The following is an 18,163-nucleotide window of genomic DNA, read 5'->3' on the forward strand; positions in this document are numbered from 1 at the left end:
CGCGAGCCGGTCCCGCAGACGGGCGTGCCGGAGCTGGTGGACCGCGAGTGGCGCGTGACCTGCGTTACCTCTCGCCGAGACGGGAATGTGATCACGGGAGGCGCATTTGACTCAGGGTGTGAGTGCCGCACCCTCTCGCGCCCGGCCGCACGCCGACCGGACCGGGACGCCCCAGAAGACCGATGCCGCCCCGACGCCCACCACGGGCGACCTGATGAGCCGGAGCCAGCGGCTCAAGCTCGTGCTGGTCCTCGGCTCGCTGATCGCTGTGGGTCCGCTGACCATCGACATGTACCTGCCCGCGCTGCCCGCCATCGTCAGCGACTTCGCGACCACGTCGGCGGCGGTCCAGCTGACGCTCACCGGCACGCTCGCCGGGCTCGCCGTCGGGCAGCTGCTGATCGGGCCGCTGTCGGACGCGATCGGGCGGCGCCGCCCGCTGATCGCCGGTCTCCTGCTGCACATCCTGGCGTCGGCGCTGTGTGTGGTCGCCCCGAACGTCGCCGTCCTCGGCGTCCTGCGCGTCGTGCAGGGCCTCGGTGTCGCCGCGACCGCCGTGGTGGCGATGGCGGTGGTACGTGACCTGTTCAGCGGGTCGGCGTTCGCCACCATGCTGTCCCGGCTGCTGCTGGTGATGGGCGCGGCACCGGTGCTCGCCCCGACGCTGGGTGGCGGCGTGCTGCGGTGGACCGACTGGCGCGGCGTCTTCGTGGTCCTGGCTGTCTTCGGGGTGCTGCTCGTCGCGCTGGCCACGCTCGCGCTGCCCGAGACGCTGCCGCCCGCGCGTCGCCAGCGCGGCGGGGTCGTCGCGACCGTGAAGACGTACGGCGGGCTGCTGCGGGACCGGGTCTTCGTCGGTCTGGTCCTGGTCGCCGGGCTGGCCATGGCCGCGCTGTTCGCGTACGTCGCGGGGTCGTCGTTCGTCCTCCAGGACACCTACGGGCTCGACGAGCAGGAGTTCGGCCTGGCGTTCGGCGCGGGCGCGGTGGGCCTGATCGGCGCCACCCAGTACAACGTGCGGCTGCTGCGCCGCTACCAGTCGCAGTGGATCCTGGTGACCTCGCTGGCGGCGGGAACGGTGGCCGGGCTGGCCCTGGTCGTGTTCGCCGCGACCGGCTTCGGTGGGCTGCCCGCCCTGCTCGTGTCGCTGTGGCTGGTGCTGGCGGCGGCGGGCCTGGCCATGCCGAACGCCCCGGCGCTGGCGCTGTCCCGCCACGGCGAGGCGGCCGGCACCGCGTCCGCCCTGCTCGGTGCCGTGCAGTTCGGCGTCGGCGCGGTGGCCGCGCCGCTGGTGGGCGTGCTCGGCACCGGCGCGGTGGCGATGGCCCTGGTGGTGGCCGGTGGAATGGTGGCGGCACTGGTGGTGCTGCTGGTCGTCGTCCGGCCGTCCCAGCTCGCGGGCCTGGAGGCGGCGCCGGCGGTCGCTGTCGCGCACTGACCCGGCCGCCCGGATCGCGCCGGGTGCGCGCAGTGCATACGCTGCTGCCGTGAACGCCCCGGCCCGCATCCTGGTCGAGGGCATCCACGGCTCCGGCAAGTCGACGCTCGCGGCGCATCTGGCGAAGCGGTTCGGCCTGCCCTGGCATCCGGTCGACGACCTGCTGTGGGAGCCCGGCTGGGTCGAGGTGCCGGTGGCCGAGCAGCGCCGCCGCATCGAGACCATCTGCCGGCGCGACAGGTGGATCGTCGACGGTGCGTACCACGGCTGGCGGGACGTGGTCCTCGGCCGCGCCGACCTGGTGATCGGCCTGGACTACCCGCGCGGGGTCTCGTTCCGGCGGCTGCTGCGGCGCACGCTGCGGCGTCTGGCCGGCGGTGAGCTGATCTGCAACGGCAACCGGGAGACGCTGCGCAGCGTGCTGTCCCGCGACTCGATCCTGGTGTGGCACCTGACCGGGTTCGGCCGGGCGCGGCGGCGGATGCGGGCCTGGGCGGCCGACCCGGCCGGGCCACCGGTGCTGCTGTTCGACGACCCGGCCGCTCTCGACGACTGGCTGGCGCGCGGGGCGCCGGTGACACCGCATGCCGGGCCGGACCGGGGCGGCCTGCGGCCGCTGACGTGACTACATCGGGAAGCGGCCCTGGCGCCACTGCCAGTGCCGGCCCGCCCGCATGTGGTCGATCACCGCGCGCTGGAGCGCGGTGCGGCGCGGCAGCCGGTCCAGCGGCGTGCTCAGGCTGCGGAACACGAACCGCAGCACCTCGACGTCGCCGTCCGGCGTGTCCTGCTCCTGGTGGGGCTCCAGCGTGAACCGCCGCTGGAACCGGATGATGTTGGAGTCCTCCGGCAGGTATTCGCGCAACTGCGGGTCGAGCAGCCAGGAGCCGCAGGAGAACGCGGTGTAGTGCTCGCCGGGGAAGTGGCGCGGGAAGAACGCGCGGGCCCGTTCCAGCGACGCGTCGACCGCCTCCGGGGTCAGCGGTCCCGAGTCCGGGATGTGCAGGCCGATCGCGCCGCCGTCGCCGCGCTGGTGCTGCAGCCGGCCCAGCTCGTAGAGGCCACCGCGCACGTGCAGCGTCAGCCAGCTCTGCATGACCGGCCAGCCGTCACCGTTCATCCGCCGGTCGACGGCGAGGTTGTTGCCCAGGTCGGCGAGCGTCGCCCAGGACACGTCGTCGGGGACGTCGTGGTCGCGGTGGTAGGCCCGGACGGCGTCGACCAGTGCGAGGTACGCGTAGACGTAGAGGTGCCGCCAGGCCGGACCCCGGTCGCGCGGCAGCGCCGGGCCCGGCGCCAGCCAGGCGTGGCCGCCGAGGTCGGCGCGGACCAGGGCGGTCGAGCGGTCGAGCAGCCAGCGCAGCTCGGGAGTCCAGAGTGGTGAGCCGGGATCCGGCCAGGCCGCCAGGATCTCGGCGGCGTCGTCGGGGCGGACCGCGAGCCGGTCCAGCAGCGTGGGCGCGTCCGCCCGGGCGGGCAGCGGCGCGGAGGGCCGGTCACCGGCGAGCCGGTGCACCCGGTCGACCTCCTCGACGGGCACGCCGAGCCGGCCGGCGACGTCATCGACATCCATGGCGGTGACGCTACCGGCCGGCGCCCACCCCGACAGCCCCGTGCGGTGCTCAGCGCCGTTGCTGGCACGGCACGCAGAAGCGGGCCGAGGGCAGGATCTCCAGGCGGGCGGTCGGGATGTCCTGCCCGCAGCGCTCGCAGACGCCGTACGTGCCCTCGGACACCCGCTTCAGCGCCTGGGCGGTGTCCGCGACGCCCTGCCGGGCGGTCTCGATCAGCCGGCGCAGCGTGTCCGGGTCGTGCCCGCCGTAGTCGGGCTGCCGCGTGTGCAGCGTCAGCTCGGTGAGCTGGTCGGTGTACTCGCCGAACTGCCGGTCCAGCAGTTCGCGCAGCGTGTCGGTGCGGTTGAGGGCGTGCGTCATGATCAGGCGCTCCTTTCCGGGCGGCGCTCGGTGTCGTGCGGGTGTCGCAGGGCCGAGATGGCGGCCATGCCGGCGCCGGTCAGCGCGGCGGTACGGGGTGACGCGGCGCGGTGCACCGTCGCGCCGAGCGTGGCGACCAGGCGGGCCGTCACGTCGGGCCGGGTGGCGCCGTCACCGATGACGATCGGGCCACGGGCCAGCGCGGCGCGGACCTGGGGCCGCAGCGCCGCGTCCTGACGCAGCTCGCGTACCAGCCGGGAGGTGGTGTCGGCGAGCATGGCGGCGGTCGTCGTGTGGTTCAGGTCCCGGGTGCCGGCCTCGGCCCGCCGGGCGGCGACCACCCGGCCGTCCTCCAGCAGCGCCACCTCGGTGAGCTGGGCGCCGATGTCGGCGACCAGCAGGGTGCCGGCGGCGGCGCCGGCGCCGATGGCGCCCGCCCGGACGCTGTCGAGGAACAGCAGCCGGGACGGCGCGAGCACGGCGGTGAGCACCCGGCGGGTCGCCTCCTGCTCGGCCGGCGCGGCGAGCACCGGACGGCAGGCCACGACCAGCGCGCCGACCGGCACCGGGGTGCGGTGGTCGCGCAGGATCTGCCGCAGCTCGGAGACGCAGCCCGGACCGTCGACGATCCGGCCGCGCCGCACGACCGGGCTGCGCAGGCCGTGGCCGAGCGGGACGCTGAGCGTCCGGCCCGGTCCCAGCCAGATCCGCAGCAGGCTGCTGCCGAGGTCCACGGCGAGCGGCGCCGCGTCGACCGTCACCGGCGGGCGGCTGCCGTGGGAGCGGCCGATCAGCATGCCGGTACGGGCCGGAGGACGAATGGCGGTGACAGGGTGCGGCATACCGACCTCTTTCGGATCAGGGTGCCCAACGGGCGGTGGACGATGCGGGGAAGGGGCGTGGCCGGGGCCGCGGGCGTCGGATGCACTCGACGACGCCGGCGGCCGGGGGCTCAGACGCGCTTCTGGTCGCCGCTCGCAGATCGGGACGCGAGGAGACCGGCGAACACCGGTGGCGGAGCCATCGACGTGCGGGTCATGCTCACCACCTCCTCGCTGCTCGGGTGCCGCCTCGGACCTCCAGCGTCGCCGGGAACACCACGCGCGGCAGTGCACGCCACCGGCCAACAACGGGCGCAATGATTGCCGGTGGCCGGAACCCGGATTCACCCGTACCCCGTGGCTATGGTTGACACATGGAGAACGCGAGCCCAGCTCGAACATCCACCGCGTCGCCCTGACGCCGGCCGGCTCCGGCGGGCCCGCGGCGACCGCGTCCGAAGGAGGTCCCCGTGATCATCGAACGTACGACCCTTCCCGGCATCGGGGTCCGGCACACGCTGACCACGGAGGAGGGCCGCCGGATCGGCGTGATCGACTATCAGGTCGGCGGCCGGCGCGACGTCGTCCACGACGACCCGGACGACCCGGACCGCATGGTCACGCTCACCCTCACCCCTGACGAGGCGTCGGCCCTGGCCAACCTGCTCGGCTTCCCGGAGCTGGTGGCCGTACCGGCCTGAGCCGGTCACCCCGCGGCGGCGGCCCCTACGCCGGCAGCGGCCGGCGCGGCCAGTCGAGCGCCCGCGCGCCGAGCACGGCGGCGTGCAGCGTGAACCGGTCGCGCGCGTCGGCGGGGTCGTAGCCGCTCAACGCCCGGATCCGGGCCAGCCGGTAGGTGACGGTGCGCACCGACACGTGCAGCCGGCGGGCGGCCTCGGTGGCGACCTCGCCGCAGGCGAAGTATTCGTTCAGCGTGTCCAGCAGCGGCTCGGCGCCCCCGCGCGCCTGGGCCAGCGGCGTCAGCACCGCCCGCACCAGATCGACCATGGCGGGCTGGTCGCGCAGCAGCACCCGGTAGATCAGCAGGTCGTGCGCGTCGATCACCGACGCCTCGCTGTGCAGGCGCCGCGCCGTGGTCAGCGCCTCCCGGGCCTCCTCGTACGAGCGAGCGATGCCGTAGACGCCCGGGTGCGGGCGGCCCACCGCCACCTGCCACGGCCGGCCCCGGACCAGCCGGTCCAGCTCGCCGTGCATCAGCGCGCCCAGGTTCCCGGTCGCGCCGGCGCCGCGGCCCCGGTCGGCGGCCACCGGGTCCGCCGGGGCGATCACCACGAGCAGCCCTTCCTTGGTGGCCACCAGCACGTCCCGGTCACCGAGCCGGTCGAAGATGACCCGCTCCAGCGCGCTGATCGCCGCGTCGGTGTCCGGCAGCCGCCGGCCGGGCGCGGCGAGCGCGACCTGGTGCACCCGGGCCAGGTCCAGGCCGAACGGCTCGGCCCGCTCCACCAGCCCGCCCAGGTCGGAGTCGCCGCGCAGCAGGTCGTCGACTAGTTCCCGGCGCAGCGACTCCTCGCGCCGGACCAGTTCCCGGCGGGCCACCGCGTACCCCTCGGCGAGCGTGGCCACGGCGGTGTCGACCACGTGCAGGACGGCGTCGGCGGCGGCGCGGACCGCCTCGCTGTCGTCGGACCGGTCCAGGTGGGGAAGCTGCCGCCAGACGCGCCGCGCCGCAGACAGGTAGAGGCGTACCGCGCGGCCGGCGGAGATCCCCTGCTCGGCCGCGCGCCGGCCCAGCGCGCCGACCGCGTCGAGTTCGGCGCGGCGCGGGCGGCGGCCGGTCACCGCCGCGTCGGTCAGCAGCCGCAGGTAGTCGCCGAGCAGCTCCACCGGCACGCCGCCGGCGTCGGCGCCCGCCTCGCGGGCCACCTCGGCCAGCCACTGCTCGTCCTCGCCGCCCGCGACCGGTGCCGGCCGGCGGACGCTGTCGCTCATCGCGGTCTCCCCGGACGGGGCCGGCACCGGACGCCGGCCCACCGCACCAGCCTAGGCGGCGGGTCCGGCGCACCCTGTGTCATCGCCGCGACGGTGGTTCCGGGTCGATCACGAGCGCCGGCCCGGTGCGCCGCGCGCCCCGGGCGCCGCGGGTCAGCAGCTGCGCCGTCCGTGCCGGGTCGTCGCCGGCGGCCACCTGATCGAGTACGCGCAGCCAGCGCTCCCCGTGCGCGTCGGTGAAGCCGGTGCCGACGACGGCGATCCGGCGGCCGGTGACCGGGCCGGGCGGGGCGTGGTCGCCCGGCTCCGTCGACCCGATCGCCGGCCCCTGCGGCACTCCGGCGGGTTCGGCGCGGCTCCCGGCGGCGACGACGAGATCCGGTGAGCCGCATCGCACCGCCCGTACCGACCCGGCTCGGTCCACGTCGACGATCGTGGCGCGCAGGTGGCCCGCCGGGGCGAGATCTCGTACCACCCGGTCCAGCGCGCCGACCAGGTGCGGCACTGTGCGCCGTGGTCCGGCGGCGGCCCGTCGGAACGCCTGCTCGATCGCCCGGCGCCCGGTGGGCGTGTCCAGCGCGGCGCCGGTGACCGTGCCGAGCAGGACGCGCAGCCCGCCGCCGCGGACCGGTACGGCGGCGCCGATCTCCCCGGCCGTGCCGCAGATCGCCAGCGCGGCGCTTCCGGGCCCGGCCGGCACGGTGAACACCGCGACGTCGGTCGGCGCGGCGACCCGCGCCAGGGCGGCGGTCCGCGTCCGGCGGCGGGCCCAGGCCAGGACCGGCACCGCGGCGAGGCCGGCCGCCGAGGCGAGCAGCGCCTGCGGATCACTGCGGTGGCCGGGGATCACCGGTACGACGACGGACAGCGCGAGCAGCACGCCCGCCCAGGCCGACACCAGCGCCGCCACCCGGGGCCGGGCCGAGACGCCGAGCAGGCCGGGCAGCAGCACCCAGCCGACCGGCGTGCTGACCTCGGCGAGGCCCATCAGCATCGCGTTCCCGGTGGTGCCCGCCAGGGCGGTTCGCATCGGCAGCACGCCGACCACCCTATCGGGGTGCCCGCCGGACGCCGACCGGTGTACCGGGCAGAGTAAACCTCACTCCTTACCCGAAGCAGAGCGGAGGCGACACGACACGTTCGCGTGATTCTCTCGACATACCGTCTCGCCACATCGCCGGTTAGGGTTGACGTACCGCAGGTCGATCTTGAGGAGTGTGTGTGCTGGTTCTGGTGGCGGTCCATGCGTTCGCAGCCGTGACCGCCCCCGTGCTGGTACGCCTCCTCGGTAGGCGGGCTCTCTACCTGCTGGCGGCCGTCCCGGCGGCGGCGCTGATCTGGGCGGTGACCCGGACCGAACCTGTCCGCGCGGGCCGGCCCGTCGTCGAGACCGTCACCTGGGTACCGCAGCTCGGCCTGGAACTCGCCCTGCGCATGGGCACGCTGTCCTGGCTGCTGGTGCTGCTCGTCGGTGGGGTCGGCGCCCTCGTGCTGGCCTACAGCGCCCGTTACTTCCGCTCCGACGATCCCGGCCTCGGCCGGTTCGCCGCGGTGTTCCTCGCGTTCGCCGGCGCGATGCTCGGCCTGGTCGTCTCCGACGACCTGCTGCTGCTGTACGTGTTCTGGGAACTCACCACCGTCTTCTCCTACCTGCTGATCGGCAGCGACCCGACCAAGCGGGCCAGCCGCCGCGCGGCGATGCAGGCCCTGCTGGTGACCACACTCGGCGGCCTGGCGATGCTCGCCGGTTTCGTCATGCTCGGCCAGCACGCCGGCTCGTACCGGTGGTCGGAGATCGCCGGGAACCTCCCCGAGGGCGGCTACCTCACCGTCGCGCTGGTGCTCGTCCTGCTCGGCGTGACCAGCAAGTCGGCGATCTTCCCGTTCAGCTTCTGGCTCCCGCGCGCGATGGCCGCGCCCACGCCGGTCAGCGCGTACCTGCACGCCGCGGCCATGGTGAAAGCGGGCGTGTTCCTGGCCGCGCTGATGGGCCCCGCGGTGGGCCAGACCACCGTGTGGCGTGGCGTCCTGCTGGCCGGCGGCCTGATCACCCTGTTCCTCGGCGGGTGGACGGCGCTGCGGCAGGTCGACCTGAAGCTGCTGCTGGCGTACGGCACGGTGAGCCAGCTCGGCCTGCTCATGGTGATCCTCGGCGCGGGCACCCGCGACACCGCGCTGGCCGGCGCCGCGATGCTGCTGGCGCACGCCCTGTTCAAAGCCACACTGTTCCTCGTCGTCGGCGTCGTCGACCACGTCACCGGCACCCGCGACCTGCGGGAGCTCAGCGGCCTGGGCCGCCGCGCGCCGGTGCTGGCGGCCGTCGCCGGACTCGCGGCCGCCTCCATGGCGGGCCTGCCGCCGCTGATCGGCTTCGTGGCCAAGGAGGCCGCGCTCGAGGCGTTCCTGCACGGCGGCACGACCGAACTGCTGGTGCTCGCCGGAGTGGTGACCGGCTCGGCGCTGACCGTCGCGTACACCGCGCGCTTCCTCTGGGGCGCGTTCGCCGCCAAGCCCGGCGTGCAGGAGACACGGCCGCACCGGATCGAGCCGGCGTTCATCGGCCCGGCGGCGGTGCTCGCCCTCGCCGGCCTCGCGGTCGGCGTCCTCGCCCCGGCGGTGGACCGGGTGCTGGCCCCGTACGCCGACCAGTTCCCGACCGCCGACCCCGGCTACCACCTGGCCCTCTGGCACGGGCTGACCCCGGCGCTGGGCCTGTCGGCGCTCGCGGTGGCGGGTGGCCTCGGGCTGTTCCTGCTGCTGCACCGGCGCCGGCCGTACCTGCCGCGGCTGCCCTTCGACGGCGCCACCGGCTACGACCGCCTGGCCGGGGCGGTCGACCGCGCGGCCGTGGAGCTGACCGGCGCCACCCAGCGTGGCTCGTTGCCGTTCTACCTCGGCGTCATCCTGCTGGTCCTGGTCGTGCTTCCCGGCGGCGCGGTGCTCGCCGGCGCGCCGTGGGCCCGGCGGTTCCAGCTCTGGGACACCCCGTTGCAGGCGGTCGCCGGCGCGGTCATCGTGGTCGCGGCGCTGGTGGCCGCGCGCGCCCGCCGCCGGCTGACCGCGATGATCCTGGTCGGCGTGACCGGCTACGGCACGGCGCTGATGTTCATCCTGCACGGCGCGCCCGACCTCGCGCTCACCCAGTTCCTGGTGGAGACCGTCACGATCGTGATGTTCGTGCTGGTGCTGCGCCGGCTGCCGCGCCGGTTCTCGGCCCGCCCGATCCGCGCCACCCGGCGGTTCCGCGTCGCGCTCGGCGTCGCCGTCGGCGTGGTCACCGCGGGCATGGCGTACGTGGCGGCGGGCAGCCGGACCGCGACGCCGATCTCGGTCGGCTTCCCGGACGAGGCCGTGTCCTACGGCGGCGGCAAGAACGTGGTCAACGTGACGCTCGTCGACATCCGGGCCTGGGACACCATGGGCGAGATCGCCGTGCTGGTGGTGGCCGCCACCGGCGTGGCCAGCCTGATCTTCCGTCGCACCCGCGCGCTGGACCTCCGCAGCGGCATCCCCGGTGCCGGCCCGCAGAACTCGTCGCGTCCGCGCTGGCTGACCAGCGGCGCGACCTCCCGGCAGCAGTCGGTGATCCTCCAGGTGGTCACCCGGCTGCTCTTCCACGCCATCCTGCTGTTCTCGATCTACCTGCTCTTCTCCGGCCACAACGCCCCCGGTGGCGGTTTCGCCGCGGGTCTGGTCGCCGGGCTGGGGCTCGCCGTGCGGTACCTGGCAGGGGGGCGTACCGAACTCAACGGCGCCGCGCCCGTGGACGCGGGCCTGGTGCTCGGCGCAGGGCTGTTCGTGGCGGTCGGCACCGGCGTGGCCGCGATGCTGCTGGGCGGCGAGTTCCTCCAGAGCGCGACGCTCGACTTCCACCTGCCGCTGCTGGGCCACGTGCACTTCGTGACGTCGGTCTTCTTCGACGTGGGCGTCTACCTCATCGTGGTCGGCCTCGTACTGGACATCCTGCGCAGCCTGGGCGCCGAGATGGACCGCCAGGAGGAGGTCGACGAACAGGAGACCGAACCGGCCGGCGTACGGGAAGAGGAGCTGGTATGAGCCCGAACGTCCCCAACCTGGTCTATGTCGTGGTCATCGGCGTCCTGTTCGCCACCGGCGTCACCCTGCTGCTGGAACGCAGCCTCACCCGTGTCCTGATGGGGGTCATCCTGCTCGGCAACGGCGCGAACCTGCTGCTGCTCACCGGCGGCCGGGCCGGTGGCCCGCCGATCGTCGGCACCACCGCCCAGGAGGACATGTCCGACCCGCTGCCGCAGGCGATGGTGCTGACCGCGATCGTGATCACGCTCGGCATGACCGCGTTCCTGCTCGCGCTGGCCTACCGGAGCTGGCACCTCAACGGGCACGACGAGGTGCAGGACGACGTCGAGGACCGCCGGATCATGGAGCTGGCCGACCGGGACGAGGGCCCGGGCACCTCGGACTCGGACACCGTCGACGCCGCCGACGGCAGCCCCGAGGCCCGGGTGCTCGCCGCGGGTGAGGCGGAGGCCGTCCGATGACCTGGCTCGTTCCGCTGCCGGTGGTGATGCCGCTGCTCGGCGCCGCCCTCACCCTGCTGCTCGCCCGCCGGGCCCGCGCCCAGCGGTGGGTCAGCATCATCGTGCTCACCGCCACCGTCGCGGTGGCCGCGATGCTCCTGGTCCGCTCTTCGCTGGACGGCCCGCTCGTGGTGGAGGTGGGCGGCTGGGCGGCGCCGATGGGCATCGTGCTCGTCGCCGACCAGCTCGCCGCGCTGATGCTCGTGGTGTCCGCCTCGGTGACCCTCTGCGTGCTCGTCTACTCCATCGGGCAGGGCATGGCCGACGGCAACGAGGAGACGCCGCTGTCGGTCTACCACCCGACCTACCTGGTGCTGACCGCTGGCGTCTGCAACGCCTTCCTCTCCGGCGACCTGTTCAACCTCTACGTCGGCTTCGAGATCCTGCTGGTGGCGAGCTACGTGCTGCTGACGCTCGGCAGCACCGAGACGCGGATCCGGGCCGGCACCACGTACGTCGTGGTCAGCCTGCTCTCGTCGCTGATCTTCCTGGTGGCGATCGGCCTGGTCTACTCCGCCACCGGCACGCTGAACCTGGCGCAGCTCGCGGACCGCCTGGACGCGCTGCCCGACGACATCCGCCTGGTGCTGCAGGGCATGCTGCTGCTCGCGTTCGGGATCAAGGCGGCGGTGTTCCCGCTGTCGGCGTGGCTGCCGGACAGCTACCCGACCGCGCCCGCCCCGGTGACCGCGGTCTTCGCCGGCCTGCTCACCAAGGTCGGCGTGTACGCGATCATCCGCACCGAGACGCTGCTGTTCCCGGGCGGCCGCACCGCCGACCTGCTCATGGTGATAGCGGCGCTGACCATGGTGGTGGGCATCCTCGGCGCGGTGGCCCAGTCGGACATCAAGCGGCTGCTGTCGTTCACGCTCGTCAGCCACATCGGGTACATGCTGTTCGGGGTCGGGTTGACCACCCCGCTCGGCCTGTCCGCGGCGATCTTCTACGTGGTGCACCACATCACCATCCAGACCACGCTGTTCCTCGCCGCCGGCCTGGTCGAACGGCGCGGCGGCAGCACCGCGCTGGACCGCCTCGGCGGGCTGGCCCGGCTGTCGCCGATGCTGGCCGTGCTGTTCTTCGTGCCCGCGCTGAACCTGGCCGGCATACCACCGTTCTCCGGGTTCCTCGGCAAGCTCGGCCTGGTCCAGGCCGGCGTCGACGACGGCGGGTTCCTGGCCTGGTCGCTCGTCGCCGGGGGACTGCTCACCAGCCTGCTCACGCTCTACGCCATCGCCCGGGTGTGGAACCTCGCCTTCTGGCGGGCCCCGCACGCGGACATGCCGGAACCCGGTGACGCCGACCGGGCGGCCCGCACCGACGGCGCCGAGCAGCCGCACGACGGCCCGGCGCCGGCCGGGGCGGTGCTGCCCCGGCTGATGACGGTGTCCACCGCCGCCCTCGTGGTGCTCGGCCTGGCGCTGACAGTGGTGGCCGGGCCGCTGTTCGACATCAGCACCGACGCCGCCGACGACCTGTTGCGCCGCGCCCCGTACGTCGAGGCCGTGTTCCCGGAGGGACCGCCGTGACCAGTCAGCCGAAAGCGCCACTGACCCGCCGTGACCGCTGGCGCAACCGGGCCATCGCCGTGACCGGCCTGGTCACCGTCTGGGTGCTGTTGTGGGGCACCTTCAGCTGGGCCAACGTGCTCAGCGGACTCGTGGTCGCGGCCGTGCTGCTGGTGGTCTTCCCGCTGCCCCCCGTCACGTTCGCCGGCCGGATCCGGCCGGTGCCGCTGCTGCGGTTCGTGGTCCGCTTCCTGTACGACCTGGTGGTGGCGTCCGCGCAGGTGGCCTGGCTGGCCGTCCGGTCCAAGCACCCGCAGTCGGCGATCATCGCGGTGCCGCTGCGGGTGAACACCGACCTCAACCTCACCCTCAACGCCGAAGCCCTGTCGCTGGTGCCGGGCAGCCTGATCCTGGAGGCCGACCGGAGCACCGGCACGCTCTACGTGCACGTCATCGGCATCCGCAGCCTCGACGAGGTGGAGCGCTTCCGGAGCGGCGTGCTGGAGCTGGAGGAGCGCATCGTCGCCGCCGTCGGCTCGGCCGAGGAGCTGAGCCTGGTCCGTCGATCCGTACCCACCGGCCCGTCCGGGTCGGTCGACCTGGAAGGAGCACCGACGTGACCGTCATCGCCGTGATCGTCACCGCGCTGCTCGTCGCGGCCGGTGGGCTCACCCTCGTCCGCATCATCCGCGGGCCGTCGATCCTCGACCGGGCCGTCGCCACCGACGTGCTGCTCGCCGTCGCGGTCGCGGCCATCGCCACCGAGGCGGCCTACAGCCGGGACGCCACAGCGCTTCCGGTCCTGGTGGTCCTCGCCCTGGTCGGCTTCGTCGGCTCGGTGAGCGTCGCCCGGTTCGCGTCCCGGAGAAGCTCGAAGTGATGCTCGACGCGATCCTGGACACCGTCGCCGGCATCTGCCTGATCGCCGGCGCCCTGCTCTGCCTCGCCGCGGGCATCGCGCTGATCCGCTTCCCGGACGTGCTGTCGCGGATGCACGCGGCGGCCAAGCCGCAGGTGCTGGGGCTGCTGCTGGTGCTGCTCGGCTGCGCGCTGCGGCTGCGTACCGGGGTGGACATCACGACGCTGGTCCTGGTCGGCCTGTTCCAGCTCGCCACCGCCCCGGTCGCGGCGCACATGGTCGGGCGGACCGCGTACCCGCACGACGACATCCGGCGGGACCTGCTGATCACCGACGAGCTGTCCGACCACATCGACCGCATCCGGGCGGACCGGGCCGGTGAGCCGCAGGAGACGTCGCCGGTCCACACGTCCTGAGACTCCGCACGAGCGCCGAGGCAGGGAGCCCATGAGCGGCACGGTCTACGAGAACGCCCGCATCCACACCCTCGACCCGGACCACCCGCACGCCGAGGCGATGCTGGTCCGCGGCGAGCGGATCGTCGCCGTCGGTGACCTCGCCGAGTGCCGGGACCGGGCCGGCGTCGGCGCGCGCCGGGTCGACCTCGGCGGGACGGCCGTGCTGCCCGGGCTGATCGACAGCCACATGCACTCGGCGTCCTACGTGCGCGGGCTGGACCAGGTGGACCTGCGCGGCACGGCGAGCCTGGACGAGGCGCTGACCCGGATCGCGCGGCACGCCGCCACGCTGCCGCCGGACGCCTGGCTGCTCGGCGGGCGGTGGGACAGCAACAAATGGACCCGGCCGGTGCAGCCGACCCGCACCGACCTGGACCGGGTCTGCCCGGACCGGCCGGCGGCACTGCCCAGCATCGACGGCCACACCATCTGGGTGAACACCGCCGCCCTGGCCCGGCTCGGCATCGACGCCGCCACCCCCGACCCGGCCGGCGGGCAGATCGCGCGGGACGAGCACGGCGAGCCGACCGGCATCCTGCGCGAGGCGGCGGCGGACGCGGCGTACGCGGTGGTGCGCTCCCCGCACGCCGGTGACCTGGTCGCGCAACTGCGCACCCACCTGCCCCGGCTGCTCGCCGCCGGGCTGACCGGCATCCACGACCTCGACGGGCAGGACGCCCGGGCCGCCTACGAGACGCTGTACGCGCGCGGCGAGCTGCCGCTGCGGGTGCACAAGACGATCCCCGCCACGGCCCTGGACGAGGCGATCGACAGCGGCTGGGCCACCGGGGACGGGGACCGCTGGCTGAGCACCGGCCCGGTGAAGATCTTCACCGACGGCGCGCTCGGCTCACACACCTGCCTGATGACCGAACCGTACGACGGCGAGCCCGGCAACCACGGCATCGCCGTCACCCCGGCCGAGGAGTTCTGGCGGCTGGTGGCGACGGCCGCCGGGGCGGGGATCGCGGTGGCCGCGCACGCCATCGGCGACGCGGCGAACCGGATGGTGCTGCGGGCGTACGCGCGCTGGCGCGAGTCGGCCGACCCCGGCGCGGTGGCGCGGCTGCGGCACCGGATCGAGCACACCCAGCACCTGCTGCCGGACGACGTGCCGCTGCTCGCCCGCTCCGGTGTGATCGCCTCGATGCAGCCCACGCACTGCACCAGTGACATTCCACTGACCAGCCGGATGCTCGCCGGCCGGGGCCTGGCCTCGTACGCGTGGCGCAGCCTGCTCGACGCCGGGGCCGTAGTGGCGTTCGGGTCGGACGCCCCGGTGGAGGACCCCGACCCGTTCTTCGGCATCCACGCCGCGGTGACCCGCCAGCAGCCCGACGGCACCCCGCCCGGCGGCGTCGACCCGCACGAGCGGCTCGACCTGGACAATGCGTTGCGCTGCTTCACCGAGGCGGGCGCGTACGCCTCCTACGAGGAGCACCTGAAGGGCCGGTTACGCCCCGGCATGCTCGCCGACTTCATCGTGTTGCCGACCGACCCGTACCGGGTCGAACCGGCGGAGCTACGCGACCTGACCGTGGCGCTGACGGTGGTCGGTGGCGTGGTCCGCTGGCAGCGCTGACCGTGTCCCGCCCGGACGCCGCTGTCCGGGCGGGACACGGCTCTCAGGCGCCCTTGACCCAGTCGACGCTGAACCGGGCGAAGTAGATGCCGCCGGTGTCGCCCACCTCGTACAGGTTGCCGACAGTGCCGTCGGCCAGCACCGCCATCGTCGAGTAACCGGCGCCGCCGGGCTTGACCAGCGCCCGCGCCGGCCAGGTCGCGCCGTCGTCGGTGGACAGCCGCACGGTGAGGTCGTTGCGCGCGCTCGGGTGCGCGTTGTTGCTGAACAGCGCCGTACGGGTGCGTAGCGGCGCCCGGTTCGTGCCGACCTCGGCGGGCCGCAGGTAGGACATCTCGTCGGCGTTGCAGAGCGGGTCGGTCAGCACGGCGCTCGCCGTCGCCGGGCCGAACGTGGCGGCACCGTCGGTGGACGTGGCGTAGAAGCGGCTGCGAGTCGAGTTGTGCCGCATGTTCTGCACCACCGCGCCGGTGCCACGCTCGATGGCCTTGCTCTCGTTGATGTTCCCGCCGGCGGATCCGCCGCGCCGCCAGGTCGCGCCCTGGTCGTCGCTGTAGATGTTCGCGGCGTGGCTGGTGCCCGAGGCGTCCCGGTAGGCGATCGGCTGGATCAGGCGGCCGGTGCTGGTCTGGATGCCGTGGCCGGAGGAGAAGAACACCTGCCGCCAGGTGGGGTCCTTGACGGCGGGGTTCAGCTCCACCGGGGCGCTCCAGGTGGCGCCGTTGTCCCGGCTGGTGATGTAGCGCAGGTGCATGCTGTTCGGGTCGTCGGCGGTGTTCAGGCCGGAGCCGCCGGACCAGAAGCTGATGCCGGGCCGGGGGGAGTAGGTGAAGAAGCAGTAGACGACACCGGTGGCGCGGTCCACGAGCAGGCTGGGGTCGCCGACGCCCTCGCTGGTGGTGGGCGGGGCGTGGATGACGCGGGGCTGCTCGAAGGTGCGCCCGCCGTCGGTGCTGCGGATCATCACGATCTGGATGTTGTTGGTGCCGCCGCCGAGGTCGTACGAGCCGTTGACCCGGGCGTCGGCGACGGCGATGACAGTGCCGTTGTTGCTCACGGCCAGGCCGGGGATGCGGACCGAGGCGACGGTGCCGTCGTAACGGCCGTTCGCGCCGTTGAGGCCGCGGATCACGGTCTGCGTGGTCAGCAGCGTGGTGGTGGCGAGCTGCGGGTTGCCGGCGGCCAGGTCGCAGGCGGTGGTGCCGCGCAGCGTGGTGTCGAAGCCGGGCGCGGTGACCCGCAGCGTGTACGGGGTGCCGGCACCGACGGTCCAGTAGTGCAGGAAGTTGCCGCCGGCGGCGATGGTGCGGGTCCACGGTGAGCCGGTGCGTCCGGGCCAGGTGACGGTGAAGTCCCGGGCGGTGGTGGTGCGGTTCTCCAGGGCGAGCTGGAGGCGGCCGTTCGTGCAGTCGAAGCCGGCCAGCGCGGACATTCCGGTACCGCAGTGGAAGATGCCGCTGGTGGTCTCGTCCAGGCCGGTCGGGGTCGTGGTGCGCAGCGTGTACGGCGTGCCGGGGGACAGCGTCCAGTACAGCTCGGCGTTGCCACCGGCGGCGACCGTGCGGGTCCACGGCGAGCCGGAGCGGCCCGGCCAGGTGACGGTGTAGGTCTGCGTCGTGGCGCTGCGGTTGTCGAGGTCGAGCAGCAGCCGGCCGGCGGTGCAGTCGGCGCCGACGGTGGCGGTCACGCCGGCGGGGGCGGCGGCCTGGGCCGCGGTGGCGGGCAGTACGGAGAGGAGGGTGAGGGCGGCCACCGCGAGGACGGTTGCGCGGCGCGGTATGGCGCGGCGAGGGGACACGTGGTTCCTTCCGGACGGGGGGAGGGGGAATCGGACTAGCTATAAGACGTCAGATGTCCGATGTCTGCACGCTAGGCGGATTCACCCCGGCCCGTCAAGGATCGGTTCCGGTCGACGTCCCCGTCCGGCCCGGGGAGTCGTCAGCGGTCCGGCCCGGGCGTCTCGCCGAGCAGTGCCTCGCCCATCGCGGTGAGCCGGTGCAGGACCAGGTTGCCGTGCCGCTGACTGGTGATCAGACCGGCCTCGCGCAGGATGGTGGTGTGATGGCTGGTGGTGGCCGGCGAGATGCGGGCACGCCGGGCCAGCTCCCCGGTGGTGGCACCGCTCGCGGCGGCGCGCAGGACCGCGACCCGGGTGTGGCCGAGCAGCGGACCGAGCCGGCGTTGCGGGCCGGCCGGCGGCGTCGGTTCCGGTCGCTGCCGGCGAGCCGGATAGACGAGCGTCGGCGGCAGGTCGGGGTCGGCCAGCGTGATCGGCGCGTGCCAGCAGAAGTACGACGGGACCAGTGTGATGCCCCGGCCGTCGAGATGCATGTCCCGGTCCTCCGGGTAGCCGTGCACGCACAGCACCGGCGGATCCCAGGAGGTCTCCGGGCTGAGGTCGTCGAGGATCTGCCCGGCGCCGTTGTCCAGGACCCACGTCCCGCGCAGCGCCCGGTCGCCGGAGACGGCGGAGGTGATCTGCGTCCAGTACGGCGCGAGCGCGACGCGGAAGTAGGCGCGCAGCGCATCGCCGAGGCCGCGCCGGGCGGCGAGCCGGCCGGCGGCCAGATCGCTCATCCAGGCGCCGTCGACGGGTGTCACCATCCGCCCCAGTTCGGTGCGGATCCGCCGGGTCGGGGTGCCGAGCACCCGGTCGATCCCCTCGTCGAGGTCGGTGACCGGGCCGGGTGTGAGGAAGTCCGGGAAGTACCGCTTGAGCGGCGCGACGGGCATCAGCCGCTCGCGGACGACCGGCACGAGACCGGCGCGCTCCAGGTCCGGGCGGATCTGCCGGTGCCACCGGGCGTAACCGGCGTAGCCGGCCCGGGTCTGGAGGCGGTGCAGGCTGCAGATGATCTCCCACAGTGGATCCGGCCGGGCCGCCAGCCGGGTGCGGCTGAGGTCCCCGGCCGTGAAGTGGATGCGTAGCGTCCCCATGACGCACAGTGTTCCGACGTGTGCCGCCGCGCTCAGTCTCGTCCACGACATTGACATATATCACTGGATGGGATGCGGCGGGGCGGCAGCCGCACGGCTGCCGCCCCGCCCTGT

At 74.1% G+C, this 18,163-nt stretch carries 17 protein-coding genes; 10 read left to right on the forward strand and 7 right to left on the reverse strand.

From position 1 onward, the window contains the following. Positions 1-214: 214 nt before the first annotated feature. Both GA0070562_RS21500 and GA0070562_RS21505 read left to right on the forward strand, forming a co-directional pair. Positions 215-1,438, forward strand: a complete 1,224-nt coding sequence (locus GA0070562_RS21500; RefSeq protein ID WP_091425143.1) for a multidrug effflux MFS transporter — start codon at positions 215-217, stop codon at positions 1,436-1,438. 49 nt (positions 1,439-1,487) lie between these two features. After that, positions 1,488-2,063: a P-loop NTPase family protein gene (locus tag GA0070562_RS21505; RefSeq protein WP_091425146.1), complete on the forward strand. Its 576-nt coding sequence runs from the start codon at positions 1,488-1,490 to the stop codon at positions 2,061-2,063. Here the strand turns inward: GA0070562_RS21505 and GA0070562_RS21510 are convergent, their stop codons facing one another. From GA0070562_RS21510 to GA0070562_RS21520, 3 genes are read right to left on the reverse strand one after another with little or no spacing between them, the layout of a single operon-like run. Further along, the gene (locus GA0070562_RS21510; RefSeq protein ID WP_091425148.1) at positions 2,064-3,011 is read right to left on the reverse strand and encodes an acyltransferase domain-containing protein; all 948 of its coding nucleotides are present in this window, start codon (positions 3,009-3,011) and stop codon (positions 2,064-2,066) included. Positions 3,012-3,060: 49 nt separating this feature from the next. Continuing rightward, positions 3,061-3,372 carry a TraR/DksA family transcriptional regulator gene (locus GA0070562_RS21515; protein WP_091425150.1) on the reverse strand — a complete coding sequence of 104 codons (312 nt, stop codon included), beginning with the start codon at positions 3,370-3,372 and terminating at the stop codon, positions 3,061-3,063. A gap of 2 nt (positions 3,373-3,374) precedes the next feature. Beyond that, the gene (locus tag GA0070562_RS21520; protein WP_091425152.1) at positions 3,375-4,214 is read right to left on the reverse strand and encodes a rod shape-determining protein; all 840 of its coding nucleotides are present in this window, start codon (positions 4,212-4,214) and stop codon (positions 3,375-3,377) included. A gap of 449 nt (positions 4,215-4,663) precedes the next feature. Between GA0070562_RS21520 and GA0070562_RS21525 the strand changes: the two genes are divergently transcribed. Further along, entirely contained in the window at positions 4,664-4,894 is a 231-nt protein-coding gene (locus GA0070562_RS21525; protein WP_091425155.1) for a cation:proton antiporter regulatory subunit, read from the forward strand. A gap of 25 nt (positions 4,895-4,919) precedes the next feature. Here the strand turns inward: GA0070562_RS21525 and GA0070562_RS21530 are convergent, their stop codons facing one another. Then, a complete protein-coding gene (locus GA0070562_RS21530; protein ID WP_091425313.1) occupies positions 4,920-6,146 on the reverse strand; it encodes a PucR family transcriptional regulator in 1,227 nt (408 codons plus the stop codon). Between the two features lie 79 nt (positions 6,147-6,225). Further along, positions 6,226-7,176, reverse strand: coding sequence for a hypothetical protein (locus GA0070562_RS21535; protein ID WP_091425317.1), 951 nt, complete (start codon positions 7,174-7,176; stop codon positions 6,226-6,228). 191 nt (positions 7,177-7,367) lie between these two features. Between GA0070562_RS21535 and GA0070562_RS21540 the strand changes: the two genes are divergently transcribed. Genes GA0070562_RS21540 through GA0070562_RS21570 form a run of 7 tightly spaced genes read left to right on the forward strand, consistent with a single transcriptional unit; the run spans position 7,368 to position 15,112 of the window. Further along, positions 7,368-10,202 carry a Na+/H+ antiporter subunit A gene (locus tag GA0070562_RS21540; protein WP_091425158.1) on the forward strand — a complete coding sequence of 945 codons (2,835 nt, stop codon included), beginning with the start codon at positions 7,368-7,370 and terminating at the stop codon, positions 10,200-10,202. Further along, positions 10,199-10,666, forward strand: a complete 468-nt coding sequence (locus tag GA0070562_RS21545; protein WP_091425161.1) for a Na(+)/H(+) antiporter subunit C — start codon at positions 10,199-10,201, stop codon at positions 10,664-10,666. Before GA0070562_RS21540 ends, GA0070562_RS21545 begins: the two co-directional genes overlap by 4 nt. After that, entirely contained in the window at positions 10,663-12,234 is a 1,572-nt protein-coding gene (locus tag GA0070562_RS21550; protein WP_091425163.1) for a Na+/H+ antiporter subunit D, read from the forward strand. The genes GA0070562_RS21545 and GA0070562_RS21550 overlap by 4 nt, the downstream gene beginning before the upstream one ends. Continuing rightward, entirely contained in the window at positions 12,231-12,833 is a 603-nt protein-coding gene (locus GA0070562_RS21555) for a Na+/H+ antiporter subunit E (RefSeq protein ID WP_091425165.1), read from the forward strand. Before GA0070562_RS21550 ends, GA0070562_RS21555 begins: the two co-directional genes overlap by 4 nt. Then, complete coding sequence (locus GA0070562_RS21560; protein WP_091425167.1) at positions 12,830-13,093, forward strand: monovalent cation/H+ antiporter complex subunit F; 264 nt, start codon at positions 12,830-12,832, stop codon at positions 13,091-13,093. Before GA0070562_RS21555 ends, GA0070562_RS21560 begins: the two co-directional genes overlap by 4 nt. After that, entirely contained in the window at positions 13,090-13,488 is a 399-nt protein-coding gene (gene mnhG / locus GA0070562_RS21565) for a monovalent cation/H(+) antiporter subunit G (RefSeq protein ID WP_091425168.1), read from the forward strand. Before GA0070562_RS21560 ends, mnhG begins: the two co-directional genes overlap by 4 nt. A gap of 31 nt (positions 13,489-13,519) precedes the next feature. Continuing rightward, complete coding sequence (locus GA0070562_RS21570) at positions 13,520-15,112, forward strand: amidohydrolase (RefSeq protein WP_091425170.1); 1,593 nt, start codon at positions 13,520-13,522, stop codon at positions 15,110-15,112. 43 nt (positions 15,113-15,155) lie between these two features. Here the strand turns inward: GA0070562_RS21570 and GA0070562_RS21575 are convergent, their stop codons facing one another. Then, positions 15,156-16,865 (reverse strand): exo-alpha-sialidase, encoded by a 1,710-nt coding sequence (locus tag GA0070562_RS21575; RefSeq protein WP_091425171.1) that lies wholly within the window; start codon positions 16,863-16,865, stop codon positions 15,156-15,158. 185 nt (positions 16,866-17,050) lie between these two features. Beyond that, positions 17,051-18,049: an ArsR/SmtB family transcription factor gene (locus GA0070562_RS21580; protein ID WP_091425173.1), complete on the reverse strand. Its 999-nt coding sequence runs from the start codon at positions 18,047-18,049 to the stop codon at positions 17,051-17,053. Between the last annotated feature and the right edge of the window lie 114 nt (positions 18,050-18,163).

The organism is Micromonospora tulbaghiae (assembly GCF_900091605.1).
GTDB lineage: Bacteria > Actinomycetota > Actinomycetes > Mycobacteriales > Micromonosporaceae > Micromonospora > Micromonospora tulbaghiae.

Excerpts from the sequence above, each read along its gene's own strand:
- GA0070562_RS21500 (WP_091425143.1), top strand. The coding sequence starts at position 215 with ATGAGCCGGAGCCAGCGGCTCAAGCTCGTGCTGGTCCTCGGCTCGCTG.
- GA0070562_RS21510 (WP_091425148.1), bottom strand. The coding sequence starts at position 3,011 with ATGGATGTCGATGACGTCGCCGGCCGGCTCGGCGTGCCCGTCGAGGAG.
- GA0070562_RS21515 (WP_091425150.1), bottom strand. The coding sequence starts at position 3,372 with ATGACGCACGCCCTCAACCGCACCGACACGCTGCGCGAACTGCTGGAC.
- GA0070562_RS21520 (WP_091425152.1), bottom strand. The coding sequence starts at position 4,214 with ATGCCGCACCCTGTCACCGCCATTCGTCCTCCGGCCCGTACCGGCATG.
- GA0070562_RS21530 (WP_091425313.1), bottom strand. The coding sequence starts at position 6,146 with ATGAGCGACAGCGTCCGCCGGCCGGCACCGGTCGCGGGCGGCGAGGAC.
- GA0070562_RS21535 (WP_091425317.1), bottom strand. The coding sequence starts at position 7,176 with ATGCGAACCGCCCTGGCGGGCACCACCGGGAACGCGATGCTGATGGGC.
- GA0070562_RS21545 (WP_091425161.1), top strand. The coding sequence starts at position 10,199 with ATGAGCCCGAACGTCCCCAACCTGGTCTATGTCGTGGTCATCGGCGTC.
- GA0070562_RS21550 (WP_091425163.1), top strand. The coding sequence starts at position 10,663 with ATGACCTGGCTCGTTCCGCTGCCGGTGGTGATGCCGCTGCTCGGCGCC.
- GA0070562_RS21570 (WP_091425170.1), top strand. The coding sequence starts at position 13,520 with ATGAGCGGCACGGTCTACGAGAACGCCCGCATCCACACCCTCGACCCG.
- GA0070562_RS21580 (WP_091425173.1), bottom strand. The coding sequence starts at position 18,049 with ATGGGGACGCTACGCATCCACTTCACGGCCGGGGACCTCAGCCGCACC.